This window comes from Rossellomorea pakistanensis (assembly GCF_016908495.1).
Classification (GTDB): Bacteria; Bacillota; Bacilli; order Bacillales; family Bacillaceae_B; genus Rossellomorea; species Rossellomorea pakistanensis.
On sequence record NZ_JAFBDZ010000003.1, the window covers coordinates 56,454 to 76,706 of the forward strand.

General features: G+C 37.0%; 23 protein-coding genes. 16 read left to right on the plus strand and 7 right to left on the minus strand.

The features are described from left to right. Positions 1–14: 14 nt before the first annotated feature. The 4 genes from JOC86_RS14165 (at position 15) to JOC86_RS14180 (ending at position 3,340) form a co-directional block, all read left to right on the plus strand. Positions 15–737 carry an SDR family oxidoreductase gene (locus JOC86_RS14165; RefSeq protein ID WP_205173583.1) on the plus strand — a complete coding sequence of 241 codons (723 nt, stop codon included), beginning with the start codon at positions 15–17 and terminating at the stop codon, positions 735–737. Positions 738–1,012: 275 nt separating this feature from the next. Next, positions 1,013–2,128, plus strand: coding sequence for a GAF domain-containing sensor histidine kinase (locus JOC86_RS14170; protein WP_338021762.1), 1,116 nt, complete (start codon positions 1,013–1,015; stop codon positions 2,126–2,128). 13 nt (positions 2,129–2,141) lie between these two features. Next, complete coding sequence (locus JOC86_RS14175; protein ID WP_205173585.1) at positions 2,142–2,783, plus strand: response regulator; 642 nt, start codon at positions 2,142–2,144, stop codon at positions 2,781–2,783. Between the two features lie 23 nt (positions 2,784–2,806). Then, on the plus strand, positions 2,807–3,340 hold the full coding sequence (locus tag JOC86_RS14180; RefSeq protein ID WP_205173586.1) for an NADPH-dependent FMN reductase: 534 nt from the start codon (positions 2,807–2,809) through the stop codon (positions 3,338–3,340). 2 nt (positions 3,341–3,342) lie between these two features. Here the strand turns inward: JOC86_RS14180 and JOC86_RS25030 are convergent, their stop codons facing one another. Beyond that, a complete protein-coding gene (locus tag JOC86_RS25030) occupies positions 3,343–3,468 on the minus strand; it encodes a hypothetical protein (protein ID WP_275583407.1) in 126 nt (41 codons plus the stop codon). A 30-nt stretch (positions 3,469–3,498) separates the two neighbouring features. Next, a complete protein-coding gene (locus tag JOC86_RS14185; protein WP_205173587.1) occupies positions 3,499–3,750 on the minus strand; it encodes a YhdB family protein in 252 nt (83 codons plus the stop codon). Between the two features lie 204 nt (positions 3,751–3,954). Here JOC86_RS14185 and JOC86_RS14190 point away from each other — a divergent pair, with 204 nt between their 5' ends. The 4 genes from JOC86_RS14190 to JOC86_RS14205 all read left to right on the plus strand — a co-directional run bounded on the left by JOC86_RS14190 (position 3,955) and on the right by JOC86_RS14205 (position 8,004). After that, on the plus strand, positions 3,955–4,263 hold the full coding sequence (locus JOC86_RS14190) for a DUF3889 domain-containing protein (protein WP_205173588.1): 309 nt from the start codon (positions 3,955–3,957) through the stop codon (positions 4,261–4,263). A gap of 388 nt (positions 4,264–4,651) precedes the next feature. Beyond that, positions 4,652–4,978 (plus strand): YnfA family protein, encoded by a 327-nt coding sequence (locus JOC86_RS14195; RefSeq protein WP_205173589.1) that lies wholly within the window; start codon positions 4,652–4,654, stop codon positions 4,976–4,978. Positions 4,979–5,074: 96 nt separating this feature from the next. Beyond that, complete coding sequence (locus tag JOC86_RS14200) at positions 5,075–6,277, plus strand: MFS transporter (RefSeq protein WP_205173590.1); 1,203 nt, start codon at positions 5,075–5,077, stop codon at positions 6,275–6,277. 317 nt (positions 6,278–6,594) lie between these two features. Then, entirely contained in the window at positions 6,595–8,004 is a 1,410-nt protein-coding gene (locus tag JOC86_RS14205) for a SpoVR family protein (RefSeq protein WP_205173591.1), read from the plus strand. 115 nt (positions 8,005–8,119) lie between these two features. On the opposite strand, the gene JOC86_RS14210 is transcribed toward JOC86_RS14205, so the two are convergent. Next, positions 8,120–8,758: a YczE/YyaS/YitT family protein gene (locus JOC86_RS14210; protein ID WP_205173592.1), complete on the minus strand. Its 639-nt coding sequence runs from the start codon at positions 8,756–8,758 to the stop codon at positions 8,120–8,122. A 226-nt stretch (positions 8,759–8,984) separates the two neighbouring features. Here JOC86_RS14210 and JOC86_RS14215 point away from each other — a divergent pair, with 226 nt between their 5' ends. Then, a complete protein-coding gene (locus JOC86_RS14215) occupies positions 8,985–9,602 on the plus strand; it encodes a protein kinase family protein (protein ID WP_205173593.1) in 618 nt (205 codons plus the stop codon). Positions 9,603–9,676: 74 nt separating this feature from the next. Here the strand turns inward: JOC86_RS14215 and JOC86_RS14220 are convergent, their stop codons facing one another. After that, positions 9,677–11,167, minus strand: coding sequence for a potassium/proton antiporter (locus tag JOC86_RS14220; protein WP_205173594.1), 1,491 nt, complete (start codon positions 11,165–11,167; stop codon positions 9,677–9,679). Positions 11,168–11,332: 165 nt separating this feature from the next. On the opposite strand from JOC86_RS14220, the gene JOC86_RS14225 reads away from it, so the two are divergent. The 3 genes from JOC86_RS14225 to JOC86_RS14235 all read left to right on the plus strand — a co-directional run bounded on the left by JOC86_RS14225 (position 11,333) and on the right by JOC86_RS14235 (position 13,737). Then, positions 11,333–12,178 carry a YitT family protein gene (locus JOC86_RS14225; protein ID WP_205174222.1) on the plus strand — a complete coding sequence of 282 codons (846 nt, stop codon included), beginning with the start codon at positions 11,333–11,335 and terminating at the stop codon, positions 12,176–12,178. Positions 12,179–12,319: 141 nt separating this feature from the next. Next, positions 12,320–13,102, plus strand: coding sequence for a hypothetical protein (locus JOC86_RS14230; RefSeq protein WP_239587618.1), 783 nt, complete (start codon positions 12,320–12,322; stop codon positions 13,100–13,102). Positions 13,103–13,173: 71 nt separating this feature from the next. Then, positions 13,174–13,737, plus strand: a complete 564-nt coding sequence (locus JOC86_RS14235) for a YitT family protein (protein ID WP_205173596.1) — start codon at positions 13,174–13,176, stop codon at positions 13,735–13,737. Between the two features lie 77 nt (positions 13,738–13,814). Here the strand turns inward: JOC86_RS14235 and JOC86_RS14240 are convergent, their stop codons facing one another. Further along, positions 13,815–15,161 carry a potassium transporter TrkG gene (locus tag JOC86_RS14240; RefSeq protein WP_205174223.1) on the minus strand — a complete coding sequence of 449 codons (1,347 nt, stop codon included), beginning with the start codon at positions 15,159–15,161 and terminating at the stop codon, positions 13,815–13,817. A gap of 194 nt (positions 15,162–15,355) precedes the next feature. Here JOC86_RS14240 and JOC86_RS14245 point away from each other — a divergent pair, with 194 nt between their 5' ends. After that, positions 15,356–15,682, plus strand: a complete 327-nt coding sequence (locus tag JOC86_RS14245) for a hypothetical protein (protein ID WP_205173597.1) — start codon at positions 15,356–15,358, stop codon at positions 15,680–15,682. A 131-nt stretch (positions 15,683–15,813) separates the two neighbouring features. Here the strand turns inward: JOC86_RS14245 and JOC86_RS14250 are convergent, their stop codons facing one another. Beyond that, entirely contained in the window at positions 15,814–15,966 is a 153-nt protein-coding gene (locus JOC86_RS14250) for a hypothetical protein (protein ID WP_205173598.1), read from the minus strand. A gap of 167 nt (positions 15,967–16,133) precedes the next feature. Between JOC86_RS14250 and JOC86_RS14255 the strand changes: the two genes are divergently transcribed. Continuing rightward, positions 16,134–16,505 carry an ArsR/SmtB family transcription factor gene (locus tag JOC86_RS14255; RefSeq protein ID WP_205173599.1) on the plus strand — a complete coding sequence of 124 codons (372 nt, stop codon included), beginning with the start codon at positions 16,134–16,136 and terminating at the stop codon, positions 16,503–16,505. Between the two features lie 7 nt (positions 16,506–16,512). Further along, entirely contained in the window at positions 16,513–18,624 is a 2,112-nt protein-coding gene (locus JOC86_RS14260; protein ID WP_419096093.1) for a heavy metal translocating P-type ATPase, read from the plus strand. Positions 18,625–19,010: 386 nt separating this feature from the next. Here JOC86_RS14260 and JOC86_RS14265 read toward each other — a convergent pair whose 3' ends face one another. Beyond that, positions 19,011–19,913, minus strand: coding sequence for an aldo/keto reductase (locus JOC86_RS14265; RefSeq protein WP_205173600.1), 903 nt, complete (start codon positions 19,911–19,913; stop codon positions 19,011–19,013). A gap of 153 nt (positions 19,914–20,066) precedes the next feature. On the opposite strand from JOC86_RS14265, the gene JOC86_RS14270 reads away from it, so the two are divergent. Beyond that, on the plus strand, positions 20,067–20,252 hold the full coding sequence (locus JOC86_RS14270) for a VOC family protein (RefSeq protein WP_205173601.1): 186 nt from the start codon (positions 20,067–20,069) through the stop codon (positions 20,250–20,252). The last annotated feature ends 1 nt before the right edge of the window (position 20,253 follow it).

Consider the following 20,253-nt stretch of genomic DNA (forward strand, 5'->3'; position numbering starts at 1 on the left):
AAAGGAAGTACATCATGTTAAACAAACAAGTAGCTATCGTTACAGGAGCATCTAGAGGGATTGGAAAGGAAATTGCACAGCAATTACTAGAAGAAGAAGTAAAACTGACGATTGTAGGTAGTTCAGACGGAATAAAGGAAACTGGCCAACAATTAAGAGACTTAGGTTTCCAAGATGTACTAGCCATTCAAGCGGACATCTCTAAAGAGAGCGATGTCATCCGAGTGGTAGAAGAAACTATTGCTGCTTATGGAAAAATTGACCTTCTTGTAAACAATGCAGGGATTGGTTTTTTCAAATCAACAGAAGAAGTGACAGAAGAGGAATGGAGTCGAATTTTTGAGGTAAATGTTCAAGGTGTATTCTTATGTAGTAAAGCGGTTCTACCACATATGAAGAAGCAAAAATTCGGAACCATTATTACGATTTCTTCAGATGTAGCACGCTATACAATTTCGAATGCATCAGCTTATGTTGCTACTAAATATGCCGTACAAGGGTTTTGTGGATCCCTCGCACAGGAAGTTAGAGAGCACGGAATTAGAGTAGGAACAGTCAATCCAGGAATGGTGGATACCTACTTCGCCAATTCTACCCAAGGCATTCCTGAAAAAGAAGATTGGTTAAAGGTAACCGATATCGCGAGTGCTGTCGTTTATATGGCATCTGCACCTAAACATATGATGATAGATGAAATGATTCTACATCCATTTGCACAAGATTATCCAATTGCATAGTCCAACTATAAGGGGATGTTTCCAAAAGGGGTCTGGAGCTTCAAATGTAGAAGTTTTCTTCTATAAATTGAAGGTGTAGCCAGTAACTTTGGTTTAGGGACATCCTTTTTTTAATGTAAACAATCTATAAAATATAAATATAAATAACCTTTTAGTAATTCTGTCTTATTACCTGTACATATTTTTATTCCGACTAAAGTCGTAGAAGGAATTCATACAGAAAGTGAATTGCGAGAAGAAGGCTGGCTCGTATAATAATGTTAGGAGGAGTTCTTGTGAATGATAATGAGTATTCCAATATCCAATTACTTAAAGAGATTGCAGAGTTATTGAATGAGGAAACAGAAATGTTTTCGATGCTAAATGGGGCATTGAAAAAGTTAATCAAAGGTTCCAATTTTACTACTGGTTGGATTTTTTTAATAAATGAGAAAAGCCAGCATGAGTTAGCTGCATTTGAAAATCTTCCTTCCTCTTTATCCTCACAATGTTGTGAGCTAATGAAAAAAGGGGGATGCTGGTGCTTAAACCGTTTTTATAAAGGAAAATTGACAAAGGCTTCGAATATTATTGAATGTCAAAGAATTGAAATAGCGATTGAAGAAAAAAGGGGTGACACAGAGGGAATTAACTACCATGCTACTGTTCCTTTACAGTCAGGGAATGAGTCATTTGGATTGTTAAATGTGGCGGCACCTAATAAAACACACTTTTCTAAAGATGAATTGGCGTTACTGGAATCGATTGCTTTTCAAATTGGCTCAGCTATTAAACGTATTCTGTTAACCAAAAAAGAACAGGATGTCCTTCTCATGCAAGAAAGAAATCGCCTAGCAAGAGACCTTCATGATTCTGTCAACCAACTATTGTTTTCTCTTACTTTGACTGCAAGAGGGGCAGCTGAAATGACAGAGAAATTAGAAGTGAAGCAAACCTTCCAGGAAATCCAGGGATTGGCACAAGAAGCATTGAGTGAAATGAGGGCACTTATTTGGCAGTTACGGCCTAAAGGGTTAGAAAATGGCTTAATCGAAGCTGTAAAAGGGTATGGTGAGATGCTGGGATTAACACTGATTTCCTCGGTCGATGGCGTGGTCGCATTGCCATCTAAAATAGAAGAGGCATTATGGAGAATTAGTCAAGAAGCCTTGAATAATTGTAAAAAGCATTCAGGTCAGAAAGAAGTATGGTATCAACTCACAATCGTAGATAACAAAGTAACTCTCACGATTATTGACAATGGTTGTGGGTTTCAATATGATCCAAAACAACAAATGCCTTCGCTTGGCATTCAGAGCATGAAGGAAAGAGTCCATCTGTTAAATGGTACCTTTCAAATAAACAGTAATTTAGGAAAAGGAACTAGGATTTCAATAGAAATTCCTTATTGAAGAGGTGAGTAAAATGATACGTATATTGATCGCAGATGATCATCACGTTGTCCGCCGAGGTTTAGTGTTCTTTTTAAAAACCCAAAAGGATATTGAAATCGTTGGCGAGGCGAAAAATGGAGAAGAGGCAGTTAAACTTGCTCAAGAGCTAAATCCAGATTTGATTTTAATGGACTTGGTAATGCCGGTTATGGATGGAATTAAAGCAACGAAACTCATTAAGAATAAACATCCAGAAATTGAAATCATGATGCTTACGAGTTTTTCCGATCAGGACCATGTGATCCCTGCTATTGAAGCAGGTGCAGCTGGATATCAGTTGAAGGATATTGAACCAGATGAATTAGTTCGTTCGATCCGTAAGCTTTTAGACGGTGAAAATTCGTTACATCCAAAAGCGACTACTCATCTTTTATCACGAATTTCTCGGAGTCATCAACCGCCGCATTTGGTGCATGAGCTAACCAAAAGGGAGAGAGAAGTCCTAGTAGAGCTTTCTAAAGGAAAAAGTAACAAAGAGATTGCTTCAAGTCTATATATAACAGAGAAAACAGTTAAAACACATATCTCTAATATATTTGCAAAGCTTGAAGTGTCAGATCGCACGCAAGCAGCATTATATGCCGTTAAGCATGGACTTGTAACGGGTGAATGAAATTTATTAAGGAGTGTTATGTTATGAATGTCGTAATAATCAATGGGAGCCCAAGAAAAAAAGGACGCACGGGTATTGCCTCTCGATTTATTTCCAGGGAATATAATCTCAGTAGTGTGGATCTAAGTAGAGGGGATCTTCCTTTATATAATGGTGAAGAAGAACAATCGAATCATGATGCCGTTAAGGATTTACGAAAGAAAGTACGTGATGCCGACGGAGTTATCCTAGCGTCACCAGAATATCATAGTGGAATGAGCGGAGCTTTGAAGAACGCATTAGATTTTCTAAGTAGCGATTATTTTGCCCATAAACCGGTTGCATTATTAGCATGCGCTGGAGGCGGAAAAGGCGGAATTAATTGTTTAAATAATATGAGAATTGTTGCCAGAGGTGTTTATGCAAATGTCATTCCAAAACAACTCGTTCTAGATCCCCAATGCTTTGATTACGATCAAGACGGTCTATTGGAACAGCCAGCAGAGCTAGTAAAGGGAATGATGCAAGAACTCGAAATGTATGTAAAGCTTTACCAACAAATAAACATTCCCTCATAATATTATCCGACTTGAATATAAACCTTTACCGCACTAAAGCACTGCGGGACGGTTCTCGATTGCATTAATGCATTAACGCGATCGAGAACCGTCCCGCGGTGCTTTAGAGTAGTGAAGCGGCTATCCAAAGATAGCCGCTTTTTTTGGTGGAATTCTTTTTACATTTTTACTGTTTCTTCAAATGGCTGATGCCAAGTAGCTGTCATATTGGCATGCTCAACGTAACGAAGAAGTGTATACAAATTCTGTTCTATGACAGAATAATCAGTAGAAAAGTGATATGCATGTAGAAAGTGTTCGATTCTTTTTGAAAGTAGGTCATCTTTTGTTCGAACCATGAGAATTAACAGATTATCCCATTCAGAGCGATGGGTATAATACAGGGCTCTGTCATAATCCACTTTGTTCAAAGCTGCTCCCTCCTTCTTGAAGGGTTAATACTATTTTGTTCACCAATGACACTGAATTCTCACACTAAATGTTGGTTACTTGATGGATAGGCGTTTTCCTTGTATTGGATGAATAGTTTTACAGGTCTTTCATCATATTAAGAATAACAAGCAGTAGGAAGATTACTGATATTGAGGAAAAATAAAGCGAGAGGTGAAAGGATAATGAAAAAATGGTTATTATTGTTTTCAATTTTTTTCTTTTGTTTAAACCTCGGGCAAGCTGGTGCCCAACAACCGGATTATGAGAAGTTTGGTCGGATCGCCATTTCGGTTGTCCAAGAGGATTATCCAGGTGACCCTGTTAAGGATTATGTCTATAAGGGAAGAAAAAATGTGTCAGAAAATAAAGTAGCGGATACATTTCAATTCACGGTTGCTGATCAAGGGAAACAAAAACAAGTATTAGTGACCGTTATACACCAAACAGACAATGATAAGGTGTTATCTATAAATGTGGAAGAAGTTCAATAATATTGAGGACTAACTTTAATCATCAACGCTGATGATAGGAGTTAGTCTTTTTTAAAGTTAAAGATTTGATGAACTTCAATAAGAAATGGTTATCTGTGGTAATTGAAATCGCTAGCTCTTCTTAGATACTGGGCACCTAGAAACAGGGAAGCAACCCTTTTTAGGCAGTTCGTTACACTTATCTGATCTATTCAAGTTGCTTAAGCTTTTCTGATGACTTAATATGTTGATGCTTAACTTCGTACGAATTTTTTTAGAATGCCTGAAGCTACTCTCCTAATAGTATGTATGAGTCTGACTTCATTAAAAGACAACCTATAATACACATTCATCATTTAATACTCAAGTGTTTTCGTGTAACCTAAGTATAGGAGAGGTGGTTATACCTTTGGTTTCTGCTATTTTTTTGTTTATAGTAGCCGGTCTTGCTGAAATAGGCGGTGGTTACCTAATTTGGTTGTGGTTAAGAGAGTCTAAACCAATAGCATATGGGTTCGTAGGAGCCATCGTATTAGTATTATATGGAATCATTCCGACTCTTCAGCAGTTTCCTCATTTCGGCAGAGTATATGCAGCCTACGGAGGAGTTTTTGTCGTGCTAGCTATATTGTGGGGATGGTGGGTTGATCATGAAACACCCGATTTATATGATTGGATTGGTGCTGCTGTTTGTTTACTTGGAGTTTCCATTATTTTGTGGGCACCGAGAGGGTAAGTTGATATAATAGATATACATATATTACGGAAAGAGGCTAAAACATGTAGGTTCATTCTTTCTTCTAAAAACAACTGAATATGAGGAGGAAGAATGATGAAAACAAGAGCATTTCGATTTTTATGGTTAGGTCAAGCCTTTGCTAATGCCGGTGATGTCTTTTACATTGTAGCGTTGATTGCCGCTGTGTATAGTTGGACAAAATCACCAATGTTAATGACGATTGTTCCAGTAGTAATAACCTTATCGAGGTTTACGAGCTCAATATTGGCACCACTTCTTATCGGCCGTTATCCATTGAAAAGTCTGCTATTTTACTCGCAAGCAGTTAAAACCATACTCATGATCATCTTGTCGGTAATGGTACTATTTTCAATAGAGTATGTTGCCATTCTGTTTATTTTTGCGACATTCATTGCGTTTTTGGATGGTTTTGCATTACCTGCTAGAAATGCCTTAGTCCCTTCCATTGTTAAAAGAGAAGACTTAATGGGTGCAAATGGTTTCTTATCCACTAGTGACCAACTCATTCAGTTTTCAGGCTGGGCTTTCGGTGGATTAATGGTAGCTTTTATTGGTGAAGATGGGACATTGTTTGTTACAAGTCTTTTGTTTATTATCAGTACAGCGTTTATGTATAGTATCCCTGTCAAATTATATTCAAATTTTGCTTCGAATACAAAAATTCCCTTCCTCAAACAATTGAGTGAAGGCTGGACGGATGTGTGGAAAACATCTATTTTAAAGAAAATTTTTTTAGTCTATGCCCTTGAATCGTTAGCTAGTGTCGTTTGGATTGCAGCGATTTTATATATTTATGTAGAAAGGCAACTGTTACAAGGCGAGGAATGGTGGGGGTTTATCAATAGTGCCTTCTTTGCTGGATTAATTATAGCAAGTACGTTTATGCTTAAATGGCATCGACTTTTTGCAAATCGCCAGCCTCTAGTATTGATCACACTCATTACGGCGATTCTCACTTTTTTATTTGGTTATAATGAAATTCCGTTTATGGCCCTGTTCATCTCCTTTTTCTTTGGATTATTTGATCAAACAAAGGTCATTCTCTTACAAACCAATGTTCAAATGAGTATCAAACCAGAGCGTCTTGGGAAGGTATATGCTGCACAAGGAGCACTTACAACGTTGTTTTTTGCCATCGGCTCATTAGCAGCTGGAGGGCTCGTGACATTCATTGGAGTTCAAGGGGTATTTGCATTATCAAGCAGCTTCCTTTTAATTGCTGTTATTCCTACAATGTTAATACAGAATCAACTAATAAAAGAAACAGAGCGTTAACTTCAATACGACGGACCCGGTTAGGGTTCGTTTTTTCTATTGAAAAAACTTGTCGCTTCAAACAGCTCCGCTTTTCATTGTCGAGCTCCGCCTCCTTGGGGCTCCAGTCATAAGTCAGTCAAGCCACAAGAAGCACTCTTCCTGGTGATTCGCCTTATGCTTGTCGGAGGCCAACAGGGTGTTGGTCAGAATGGCGTTGCCACAGGACGTGGCGAACTTTGCCTTTCATCCTCCCCACGAGGCGCTTCCGCTTTTCTATTCATCTTTCGAATTTTTATTTCATACATTGTGATAAGAGTATAAAGGAGGACGAATTGATGAGAGATGAGGATCAGAAGCAACTTCAGAATAGTATTGCGGAGATTACGGAAATCGCTAAAGGATTTGGACTAGACTTTTACCCGATGCGTTATGAAATCTGTCCTGCTGATATTATATATACATTTGGTGCTTATGGAATGCCGACAAGGTTTTCTCACTGGAGCTTTGGGAAGCAATTTCATAAAATGAAGCTTCACTACGATCTAGGGTTAAGTAAGATTTATGAACTCGTTATTAACTCAGATCCATGCTATGCATTTCTTTTGGATTCCAACTCGTTGATTCAAAATAAATTAATTGTGGCCCACGTATTGGCTCACTGTGACTTCTTTAAGAACAATGTCCGTTTTCAGAATACTAAAAGGGATATGGTAGAAAGCATGTCCGCTACCGCAGAACGGATACGCCGTTATGAGATTGAACATGGAAAGCATGAAGTGGAGACATTTTTAGATGCTGTATTAGCAGTAGATGAGCATATTGATCCATCACTTATGAGACCGAAGCTAAGTTGGTCGATGGAAGATGTAGAGTGGGAGGAAGATCCAGCGAAGACCACCCCTTATGATGATTTATGGTCTCTTGATGAAAAGCCTAAAATCAAAGAAAGGAAAAAAGTAGTGAAAAAGTTTCCTCCTCAGCCGGAAAAAGATGTTCTTCTTTTTATTGAACAATACAGTCGGGAATTGACGGATTGGCAAAGGGATATCTTGACAATGATGAGAGAAGAAATGCTTTATTTCTGGCCACAGTTAGAAACGAAGATTATGAATGAGGGATGGGCTTCTTTTTGGCATCAAAGAATCTTAAGGGAATTGGACTTAACGAGTGGTGAATCGCTTGAATTTGCGAAACTGAATGCTGGTGTAGTCCAACCCTCAAGAACGAGTATCAATCCTTATTATTTAGGACTAAAAATCTTTGAAGATATTGAAGAAAGATACAATAACCCTTCTGAAGAAATGATGAGGCTTGGAGTTGAGCCAAATACAGGCCGGGAAAAAATATTTGAAGTGCGTGAAATTGAATCGGATATTTCATTCTTGCGAAATTATTTAAATAAAGACCTTGTTATGAGAGAAGATATGTATCTTTTCCAAAAGCAAGGGAAGGATTATAAAATTGTTGATAAGGAATGGGAAGCCGTTCGTGATCAGCTTGTAAATATGAGGGTTAACGGTGGATTCCCTTATATCACAGTCAATGATGGGGACTATATGAAAAACGGTGAGCTCTATTTGAAACATTGGTATGAAGGAATTGAGCTGGATATTAAATACCTTGAAAAAGTTCTCCCATATCTCCAGCAGCTCTGGGGAAGAACGGTACACATTGAAACGATGGTCGAGAGCCGGGAAATGTTATTTACGTACGATGGTAGAAGTGTTCAAAGGAAGTATTTATAAATGGGAAGGGAGGAAACCAAGAATTAAGGTTTTCTCCCTTTTTTAGGATAAAGGTTTGAACATTGCCATATGCAAAATGACAGTTTACGTTTTTTCCGCAGCACCCCTCTGCTTCTTAAAGCGGAAGGTTTCTTTCTGTACGAACATTAGATAATAAATGGTTTTTCCATTTCGTACAATATAAGAAGGACATCTGAAATAAAGGACTTTGAATGAAGGTATAGATAAAGGTGAATACAAAAACTGGCCCACCAATTAACCAGCCGACGACTAATACACAACTTTCCAAAAGAATTCTCACATTGCTAATAGATATTCCCGTCTTATCCGATATCGAAAGCATAAATCCATCTCTCGGACCTGCTCCAAATCCTGAAGCAGAGTACATTCCTCCCCCAATCCCCATTAATATGATTCCTATCAAAAGCGTGATGATCTCTCCTACTAGATGTGGAAATTGAGGAAAAACGTTTACCCATAGAAAAAAATCTACTAATGGACCAACAAGAAGGGCGTTAAGGAAAGTACCTATATGAAGATATTTACGATCAAGTATAAGAGAACCAATGATAAGCATTCCCCCAATCATGATGTTCCATGATCCGATGGTAAGCCCAATTTTCTCAAATAAGGCGATGTTCAACACATCCCAAGGATGAATCCCCAAATGATGTACAGTGATGGCAATTGAGATTCCATAGCTAAAAATGATGAGACCCGTAAGTAAAAAGCCAAATTTAATTAAATGTGACATCTGCGTTCTCTCCATCTTGTAAGGGATTAGTAAACCTAATTTTGTATTAAGTGTACTTCAGTCTATTATAGAGTAGAAATAAGTATTTCGGGAAGGGAAATAATTCACGATAATGCATTTAGTTTGACCATGGAATGGGGGAAACTTATAATCAAACTAATATTAGTAGCTATGTAATATACTGATTTCTACTTCAATGGCTTTGGAAACGGAAGGAGAATCTCCTTTGAAATCTTATAAAGAGCTAGCAACCAGTGTTCAATTCATTGTAAAGAAAAGTGGGGTAGTTCTTGTCAGTAAAGACGACGCTTTAGAAACCGTTGGTTTGGGAAGAAGTGCTTATGTGTTCAAGATTGGTTCGACAAATAAAGTACTTAAAGTATTCTTTCCTCAATTTATTGAAACGGCAAAAGAGGAAGCTCAAATATATGAACAACTGCAGGGAAATAAATATTTTCCTATGCTTTTTGAAGCAGGAGTAGGGTATTTAGTTATTGAATATGTTGAAGGAACTACTTTATTTGACTGTTTAAGGAAAGGGATTTATATTTCTGAAGATATAATTATTGAAATTGATCACGCTTTGGATACAGCTAGATTAAAAGGATTGAATCCCTCTGACATCCATTTACGGAATATTTTGTTAACAAAAAAGGGAACGATTAAAATGATCGATGTGGCAAGGTATCGTCAAAATAAAGATTGTACGCAATGGGATGATCTTAAAAGAGTCTATCGTGATTATTATCTGAAAAGCTTTTTCCCCAAAAAAATCCCGGCATTTATTATGAATACAATCGCTTTTTTCTACAAGAAAAAGTGGACCCCTGAATGGAGAAAGTAGTGCTTTAACGCAGTGAGGGACGGTTCTCGAAGGCTTCACCGCGGTGAAGCCTTCGAGAACCGTCCCTCAGCGCTTTAGTGTGCTATAGAGCGATCAACGTATTCATTTAGTTTGTGTTTTAATTCCTTAACGCTTTTTTTATCTGATAAAATATATAATATGTCCCCTTTGAGAATACTTGTTTCTCCGCTTGGAGTAATTAATGCTTCGTTTCGGATAATCGCATTGACAAGCACATTTTTGGGGAGTTCTAGGTTTTTCATTGTTTGACCGATAAGCTGGTTAGCTTCCTCTACATGATATTCAATCATTTCTGCATTGGCTTTCCCAATGGAAACAAGCTCTAATGTATGTGGAGGAGTTGTTTTATTGGGGCCAGTTAATTTTAATTTATTTGCTAGATAGACAATGGATGAACCTTGTATAAGGGCAGAACTCAATACAATGAAAAATACATAATTAAAGATGACTTGACTATTCTCTACGTTTGAAATCATCGGAAATGTCGCAAGTACAATTGGAACTGCTCCTCGTAATCCAGCCCACGCAATAAAAAGTTTTTCTTTATTTGTAAATTTAAAAAATGTCAGTGATAGATATACTGCAATAGGTCTTGCAATAAAGATAAGAATAAACGCAACTAAGAACCCTTTCCAAATTAAGGTCCAGTCCCAAAGCTGTGATGGAAATACAAGTAAACCGAGGATGACAAACATTAGGATTTGCATCATCCAGGCAAACCCCTCATTAAATCGAAGAATGGAATGACGATAGGTTAATTCCTTGTTCCCGATTACAAGTGCAGCAACATATACAGCGAGTAGTCCACTTGCATTAACCATAGCTGTCAGGCCGTAAGTTAAGATAGCGAAGGCTAAGGCAAATACCGGGTATAGACCACTAGAATCCAATGAGATCTTATTGATTGAATTGGAACCAATTTTACCTAATATAAATCCAATCACTAACCCAATTCCCATCTGCCAGAAGAACGAACCAATTAATAAAGCAACATTTGATTCCTCCATAGTGATTAACTGTATAAAAGAAAGTGTCAAAAAGACTGCCATTGGATCATTCGTTCCTGACTCCGCTTCAAGTGTAGAGGCAAGCTTCTGTTTAACATTCTTACCAGATAAAGCTGCAAAAACCGCTGCAGCATCAGTTGAACCAACAATTGAACCAAGTAAAAATGCTACTAACCAGTCCATACCAAGAATGTATTTCGCAGCTAAAGCAACGATGGTGGTTGTTAGTAAAACACCGAGAGTTGCTAATGATAGGGAAGGATATGCGACCTTTTTAATGCTGCTCCACTTTGTCTGGAGACCACCTTCAAACAAAATGACAATCAGTGCTAAGACACCTATTAGCTGAGCAATATTTGGATTATCGAAATAAATAATGTCTAGGATATCACTACCCATAATCATGCCAAGCATAATGAAAAGTACAAGTGATGGGACACCAAGACGGGTAGAGAATTTTGTGGTAATGACCCCTAAGATTAGTAAAGTGGATAAAAGAAGAATAATGTAATCTGTATCAAAATGATGAAGAAGCATGTGAACCCCCTATATACTATTTATGAAAATTTTATCATAACTAGACTCTATTCCTCAGCTATTATGCTCTTTAGCTTTTTCAAAATAAAAATGATCTAAATAAAGGAGGAGAATTTATTGACCGGATTTGAACAGGAAGTATTAAAACAAATTAGTCATACAAAAATGACGAAATGGGCTGTTGTCAGAAGGTCTTTGTTTATCATTTTGGGAGCAGTATTAATGGCCGTTGGACTTGAGTTATTTTTAGTCCCTAATAAAGTATTAGATGGTGGAATCGTTGGAATAAGTATTATCTTATCCCATTTAATAGGATGGAAGTTAGGAATCTTTATTTTCTTTCTTAATATTCCTTTCTTTTTTATGGGCTATAAACAAATTGGAAAAACATTTGCTCTCTCAACTTTCTTAGGAATAACCGTTTTATCAATCGGCACCACTCTCCTTCATAGTGTCCCAGGGTTTACCGATGATCTTCTGCTAGCAACTGTTTTTGGAGGAATAAGCATTGGCATTGGAATTGGGATTGTAATTCGGTATGGTGGGTCTCTTGATGGTACAGAGATTATGGCGATTCTTTTTAATAAAAAGATGCCTTTTTCTGTCGGTGAAATTATTATGATCATCAATATTTTTATTTTTATAATAGCAGGTTTTGTCTTTACTTGGGATCGTGCTATGTATTCATTAATTGCTTACTTCATTGCCTTCAAAACAATTGATGTAGCTATTCAGGGCTTGGATGAGTCAAAGTTTGCTCTTGTTATAAGTGATCGTTCTAAAGATATGGGAGACGCTATATTAGCTCGATTAGGACGGGGCGTTACTTATTTGAATGGAGAAGGGGGATTTACAGGTGATGAGAAAAAGGTAATATTCTGTGTCATTACTCGTTTGGAGGAGGCGAAGCTTAAGTCGATTGTTGAAGATTATGATAAGAGTGCTTTTCTAGCTGTTGGGACTATTGCAGAGGTTCGAGGTGGAAGGTTTAAAAAGCGGGCCATTCACTAAGTTGCTTTCTATGGAAGAATCTAGAATAAATTTGGAAAGCAATTTTTGCTCATAATAAAAAAATGACAGTAAATAACCTATAAAATGGAGTTTTTTATGAGACCTAATATGATACTAAAATTTATTTTCATTTTTTTGTTAATGAGTAGTCATAGTCTTGAAGTTTCAGCAGATAACCTTCCTTATTCACTCGAGTCATTGGAGTGGGAAAAGGTAGACAAGATTATACCTAGAGATTCTAAGTTCACAGTTATTGACATAGAATCGGGTAAATCATTTGAAGTTCAGAGAAGAGCCGGGAGTAGTCATGCGGATGTACAGCCATTAACTAAAAAAGATACTAAAATGATGAAAAATATCTATGGGGGAAAGTGGAGTTGGAACCGAAGAGCGATCTTGGTCTTAGTTGATGATCAACTCATTGCTGCTTCTATGCATGGAATGCCACATGGGGCAGGGGCGCTTGACAATAATTTTTCCGGTCATTTCTGTATTCATTTTAAGGGAAGTACCACCCATGGTTCACATAGGAAGGACCCTGCTCACCAACTTATGATATTAAAAGCAAGCCAAAAGCTAGACGAGTATTTATTTTATAGTGACCCAATTGAAATAATAAATGCTTTTTTTATTTCCATAAAAAATAAAGATGCTACGATCTTTAATAAAATCATTCATCATCCAACCGTTCCGAAGAGTTTATCGAATAAGGTGAAAAAAATAGAAAATATTAAAATTTTGCAAACTCCTGAACTTACCCCAGAGGAATATTCGGGCTTCAACGTAATAGAGGTGCCTATTAAATTTGAGCTCAAACAAAAGGGAGTAAGAAAAGAAATCATTGAAGGGAACTTAGTCTTAATCAAAGAAGGGGGAGGAAATCAGTGGTATATTGATGGCAAAAGCTTAGCTGAATTATTATAGGATTTCTTCTAAATACTAAATCCCTCACATAAGTTAGTTGTAAATGAACTGTGGACAAGGTGATACAGTACATGGAAAAACTTCTGGCAATTATTATTGGAGCCTTACTAGTGGGAATTGGTGTTAATGGGTTTTTGGTGCCTCATCATTTACTTGATGGAGGAATGATCGGGCTAGGGCTTATTTTTCATTATTTTCTTGGGTATCCAACAGGCTTATGCATCCTCGTTCTAAGCATACCTTTATATATCATTGCATGGATCTATGAACGGAACTATTTCTATCATGGTATTCATGGACTCATTTTAACGTCATTTAGTATAGATGTATTGGATTTTCTAAGAGAGCTTTTCTTCGTGCCTATTTTCCTAGGTGCGGCTATCGGTGGAATACTTGTAGGGGTCGGAATTGGGCTGATGCTTATATATGAAACAAGTACCGGTGGAACAGATATGATTGCTCAAATGTTGGCAAAAAGAGTTTCGATTAATGTTGGATGGCTTATCCTTTTCATCGATGGAATCATTGTTGTACTTGGTCTATCAGTCTTAGAGTGGAAACTATTTATGTATTCCTTAATCACTATTGTCTTTGTTGGAATATTGACAAGTATGACAGTTCGAGTGAAGCATTAATTCATCCTGAAAAAAATAAGTGAGTAGTGTTTAAATTAAGAGATCGACACTCTATAAGACTCACTACTCACCATTAATTAACCAATAATAATCCGTTCCTTAGGATAATGGTACAAAGCCTTCTGCTTACGGACTCCTATGATCACTAAGAAAGAAAGAATACCAATTCTCCCAATGAACATTAGAGCGATAATAATCACTTTTCCAAATGAACTTAAGTCAGCTGTAATGCCCATTGATAGTCCTGTCGTTCCAAATGCTGAACAAACTTCAAAGAGAATTTGCAGAGTTGAAAAAGGTTCTGTGATCGAAAGTAATACAACGGCAAGGGTACAGACAAGCGCTGCCATTAATGTTACAGCTAAAGATTTCATTACATCTTCTTGATGAATTTCGCGTTTAAAGGCTTTAATTGTAGAACTACCTTTTGCAAAATTAAGTAAGAACAGAATATTGACCGCAAATGTAGTTGTTCGGATTCCTCCTCCCACAGAGCTTGGCGAGGCCCCAATGAACATTAAAATACAAAGAACAATTAATGTCGCATCTGAGAAATCACTAACATCCATTGTGGCTAGTCCACCATTTCTTGTGGTGGTGGACTGGAAAAAAGCATAAAACAAAGACTCATGCCACGGTTTTCCTTTAAAAAATTGATCAAACTCAAGTAATATAATCACAACTGTTCCCGCTGCCATTAAGGCAAAAAAAGTAGTTGTTGTGAGCTTTGTATAAAGCGAGAAACGGAAATGGAAGCCTCTATCACTTTTATGCTGGAAAAAAGCTTTAAGCTCAATTAATACAGGGAATCCAATCGCCCCTAATGTAAGTAAGATGATATTGATACTTTGAACAAAATAATCTTTAGCAAACGGGATAAGTGACTCACCAGTAATATCAAACCCTGCATTTGTGGTTGCACTTACAGAAGCGAATAACCCTTGAAGATAGGCTTCCTGCCTCGTAGGAAAGTATTGAAGAAAATAAGTTCCTAATATTAATGCTCCTACCAATTCAATAAGAAGAATGATTCCTAATATTTGTTTCATAAGAACAACTAGTCCAGATAGATTGGATTGATTTTGATCCGTCATAATGAGCCGGCGTTCACGGAGGCCGATTTTCTTTCCAAATAGTAACCAAAAGAAAGTACCAAGTGTCATGATTCCTATGCCGCCAAATTGCAGTATAAACATGAGAATGAAGATTCCAGCAGTGCTTAATGAGTCGGGTGTTGAGACAACGGTAAGCCCCGTTACACTAATGGCACTTACAGCGGTAAATAGAACATCAATAAATGACCACTCAACCCCAGGTTCTAGAGCAAACGGTAAACTTAATAGGATGACTGAAATGATTACGGCAATTAAATAAAAAGCGACAATAATCTGTGCAGGAGATAACTCATCTAATTTTATTTTAATCTTATTCACGTAAAGAAACTCCTTCGACAATGATTCATGCAGAGTATGTACATAACAATACTTTATATCATACTACGAATGGTAAAAAGAAAAAAGTTGGTATAGACTTCCTACACGATTAAAGATTGTTTATGATATACTTTTATAGATATATTAAAGACTTTTCTTTGAAAAGCAAGAAAGGGGTCATAAATATGGCAGACGTATTTAATCAAGAACTTATCGTAGCGATTATTACTGCTTTTGCTATATATTTAATTCTAAGAGGGATTGCCATTTTTTTTGGGAAAGCAGGTAAAGGATACTTAGAAAGTAAAAAGCTACAATCCGAAAAACTTTTCCTTCAGCTTATTGGAGGGTACTATATTCTTTCAGGTGTATTAACGGCTTTTATTCCGACGTTAAATTGGAAAACAGAAGACATCTATTTCTCGATAGGGATTTATGCTTTAGTATCTGTTGCTTTTTGGGTAGGATTAGAACTTTTTTCAAAACGCCAAAGCAGTGTACAAGAAAACTAATCATAAAAAAAGGATTGTCAAGTGGCAATCCTTTTTTTGTGTTTTAATTTCCCTAATTTAGATCAATTCTAGAACCAAGGAAATAAACGAGATTTTCTTTATGGTCTGCACCCACAGAATAGGGAAAACATTTAGTAGAAAATACCTTTCTCAAACAATATATAGACAATCGATAGAATAAGGAAGCTATAGTTAATGAACCAGGGGCCTTTTGTTTGCTCTTGCTGTTTGCCAAACAATTTATCGTAAGCTTTTTTACGTAATTTTGTTTCGTTTACAACCATTTGAGCATCCCACCTTATTGTAATCGCTTTCATTAATTTTATCATAATAACAGAATATAATAAATATTCTGTTATTTACTTTATTCAAATGATGGTTTGACCATTTTAGAATCTTTAGCATATACTATATTCAAAAGATCATTTGAATGAGGTGGTGATGAGTATCTATGAAGAATCAAGATGTTTGTGAAATTACTTGTATACATGAAGAAAAAGTTTCAAGGTTAAAAACGACCTTATCATCAAATAACACTTCAAAAGTTGCTGGCCTATTCAAGGCTTTATCAGATGATACGAGAATGAAGATTGCCTTTGCTCTTTCGGTTGAGGAAGAACTTTGTGTCTGTGATGTTGCTAATATTGTAGGAGCCACTACAGCGACGGCTTCCCATCATTTAAGGCTATTAACGAAACAAGGATTAGCCAAATTTGAAAAAAGAGGAAAGCTTGTTTATTATTCCCTAGATGATAATCATGTAAAACAATTGATTGAAATTGCTTTTACTCATCAAAAGGAGGTAGAAGATCGTGACAGCTAACCAAGAGATTCCCATTAAGAAGACATACCGTGTTGAGGGCTTTTCCTGTGCTGGCTGTGCGTCAACATTTGAGAAAAATGTTCAAAACATTGATGGTGTAACAGATGCAAAGGTTAATTTCGGAGCTTCTAAAATAACCATACATGGGGATGTACCATTAAGGGAAATTGAAAAAGCGGGTTCTTTTGAAAGCTTGATTATTAAAGATGAGAAAAATTATGAGAAGACAGAAGAGACTTCTTATATAAAGAAGTATTGGAAGCTTTTGATTTCTGTAGTCTTTATCGTCGCTGCTTTCACTCTCCAATATCAGTTTGGTGAAGGATCGATTTTGTCTGTTGGCGCTTTCTTTTTAGCCATAATTATAAGTGGTTTTAACCTTTTTAAGACAGGGTTGAAAAATCTTATAGCCTTCAAGTTTGATATGAGAACGCTTATGACAGTAGCAATTATCGGAGCGGCTTTCATTGGGGAGTGGGGAGAAGGAGCTATCGTCGTTATATTATTTGCCATTAGTGAAGCATTAGAAGCCTATTCGATGGATAAGGCGAGAAATTCCATCCGTTCATTAATGGAAATTGCACCTAAGCAGGCATTGATCAGAAGAAATGGTCATGAGACAGTCATTGATGTTGAGGACATTGAGATTGATGATATTATGCTGGTTATGCCTGGTCAAAAAATCGCAATGGATGGAGTTGTTTTGAATGGAGTCTCTACTGTTAACCAAGCGGCCATTACAGGAGAATCTATCCCTGTGGAAAAAAATATAGAAGATCAAGTATTTGCAGGAACGTTGAATGAAGACGGCCATTTAGAAGTAAAGGTGACTAAAAAAGTTGAAGATACAACACTGTCGAAAATCATTCACCTAGTAGAAGAGGCTCAAGCAGAAAAAGCTCCTTCTCAAGCCTTTGTAGATCAATTTGCAAAATATTATACTCCGGCTATCATTGTGATTGCTTTCATGGTTGCGATCATTCCACCGTTATTCTTTGAAGCTGAATGGTTGACATGGGTTTATCAAGGTCTTGCAGTGTTAGTTGTTGGCTGTCCATGTGCACTGGTCATTTCTACTCCAGTTGCTATTGTTACCGCCATTGGGAATGCAGCAAAAAATGGAGTTCTCATTAAAGGCGGGGTGTATCTCGAAGAAATGGGTCAGCTGAATGCGATCGCATTTGATAAAACAGGTACATTGACAGCAGGAACACCTGTAGTTACTGATTTTGTCCTATTATCGGAAGAGCAATTATCTGAAGCTAAACAATGGGAATTGATCTCTGCTATGGAATATCGATCACAGCATCCTTTAGCGCGTGCGATTTTATTTGAAGCAACCGAGAGAGGAATAGAATATAAATCGATTTTTATCGATGACTTCAAATCGATAACTGGTAAAGGGATTAAAGCAACAATAGAGGGTCATATTTATTATTTTGGAAGTCCGTTGCTATTTAATGATATTCTCACCCAAGAGCAAATAGAGAATATTTATCAGCTACAGCTCAAAGGGAAGACGGTAATGGTTTTTGGTTCAGAAAATGTTGTTTATTCAATAACGGCTGTAGCCGATAAAATCAGAGAGAATAGTTCTGAGCTTCTTTCAACACTTCATCAAAATGGGATTACCCATACGATTATGTTAACAGGCGATAATGAGGCCACTGCCCATGCAATTGGAAGTGAACTGGGAATAAAAGAGATCCAATCTGAGCTTTTACCACATCAAAAATTAGGCTTTATAAAAGAACAAAAGGCACGCTATGGTAAAGTCGCAATGGTAGGGGATGGAGTTAATGATGCTCCTGCACTGGCAGCTGCAAATATTGGAATTGCGATGGGAGGAGCTGGATCGGATACAGCACTTGAAACAGCAGATATAGCTCTTCTAAGTGATGATTTAAGGAAGCTCCCTTATATTGTTCGATTAAGTAGGAAGGCTCTCACAATCATTAAGCAGAATATTACATTTGCCATCGGAATAAAACTAGTGGCCTTACTCCTTGTTGTCCCAGGATGGTTAACCCTTTGGATTGCCATCTTTGCAGATATGGGGGCTACACTACTAGTGACTCTTAATGGATTGCGTTTATTAACGGAGAGAATGAAGGAATAGAAAATTGCATCTTAGCCCAGTAGAAACCTGTCAATAGATAGGTTTCTTTCTTCATTTACTAAACTATTGATCGTTATGTACCTATAGGAAATAAGTATAGGGAAATTTCAATTTGCTACTAAATCCCATCCATTAAAATGTTTAAAAGCAAAAATGCAGGGTAAAGCAAAGTCGGAGGGATTAAGATGCAGCAAAGAAAACCTGCAGATGGCCAGAAGGATTTTTATATCAACTTACTATTACGGATTAGAATCTACAAAACTGCAGGAAGCAACTATATGAGTTAAGCCTTCGTGAGCTACATACATTATTGTTAAACTATTATTTTGAATAAATAAAAGCAAGCACCTTTCTAATGAGTGCTTGCTTTTCCTACCTTTCTCCATTTATGGTACCTCACACCCCATTGAGCTATGAAGGATTTCGAACCATTGATCAAGAGTTAGCTTTACATTCATGCTCTCTATAGCTTTATCAATTCTCGTTTTTTTTCCAGATCCTATTATTGGCATGATTTTAGAAGGATGATTAAGAAGCCATGCATATAGTACTTGGTCGATTCCAGCTGCATTTATTTCTTCAGTTATTTTCACTAAAGTATTACGTAAACGAACAGATTTGTCATCCTTTGCTGAGAAAATCTTCCCTCTTGCCAGGGGGGACCATGCCATTGGCGCAATTCTATTCTCCAAACAATGATTTAAAGTTCCATCATCAAAATTTTCAAGATGATAGGCGGATAATTCAATTTGATTAGTGATGAGTGGTAAGTCTAAATAGGATTGGAGCATATTGTATTGGTGGTCTTTAAAATTTGAAACCCCAAAGTACCTTACTTTTCCTTCTTGTTTAAGCTTTGTAAACGCTTCTGCTACTTGGACAGGATCCATAAATGGATCTGGGCGATGTATTAAGAGAACATCTATGTAATCTGTCTGAAGATTAAGCAGTGAACTTTCAACGGATTTAACAATATGTTGTTTACTTGTATTATAGTGATGCGATTGATGGTTAGGACGATTGTGAGAAGGGAGGACAATCCCACACTTTGTTACAATCTCGATTTTCTGCCTCAAAGAAGGCTTTAATTTAAGGGCATCTCCAAATAGTTCTTCACATAAATAGCTTCCATAAATATCAGCGTGATCAAAGGTAGTAATGCCTTTTTCGACACAATGCTGGATGAGATCCAAGGTTGTTTCTGTTGCTTGTTTCCAATCGGCTAGACGCCATAATCCATGTATCAATCTTGAGAAAGATAGATTGTTAGCTAGCTGAACTCTTTCCATAATAATACCTCCTTATTCGTTTTCCTCATTATACCTGTCTAATACGATAAATTTATACTTAATTGCTTAATAGATATGTGAAAAAAGGAATGATGAATGAAAAATAGAAGTTATAAGGAATAGTTGGTTTATTTATGGAGGGGGAAGAGGTTCGTGCTAAAAATTGATAGCATTCCGTGCTTACATTTACCTGTGACAGATGTGGAAATTTCGGTAAGGTGGTGGCAGGAATATTTTCACTTGAAATTGGAATCTCCATATAATCCTGGGGATAAGATGGCCAGTTTAAGAACGCAAAATGGACAATGGATCTTTTTATGGAAAGTGAATGAGGTGTAGC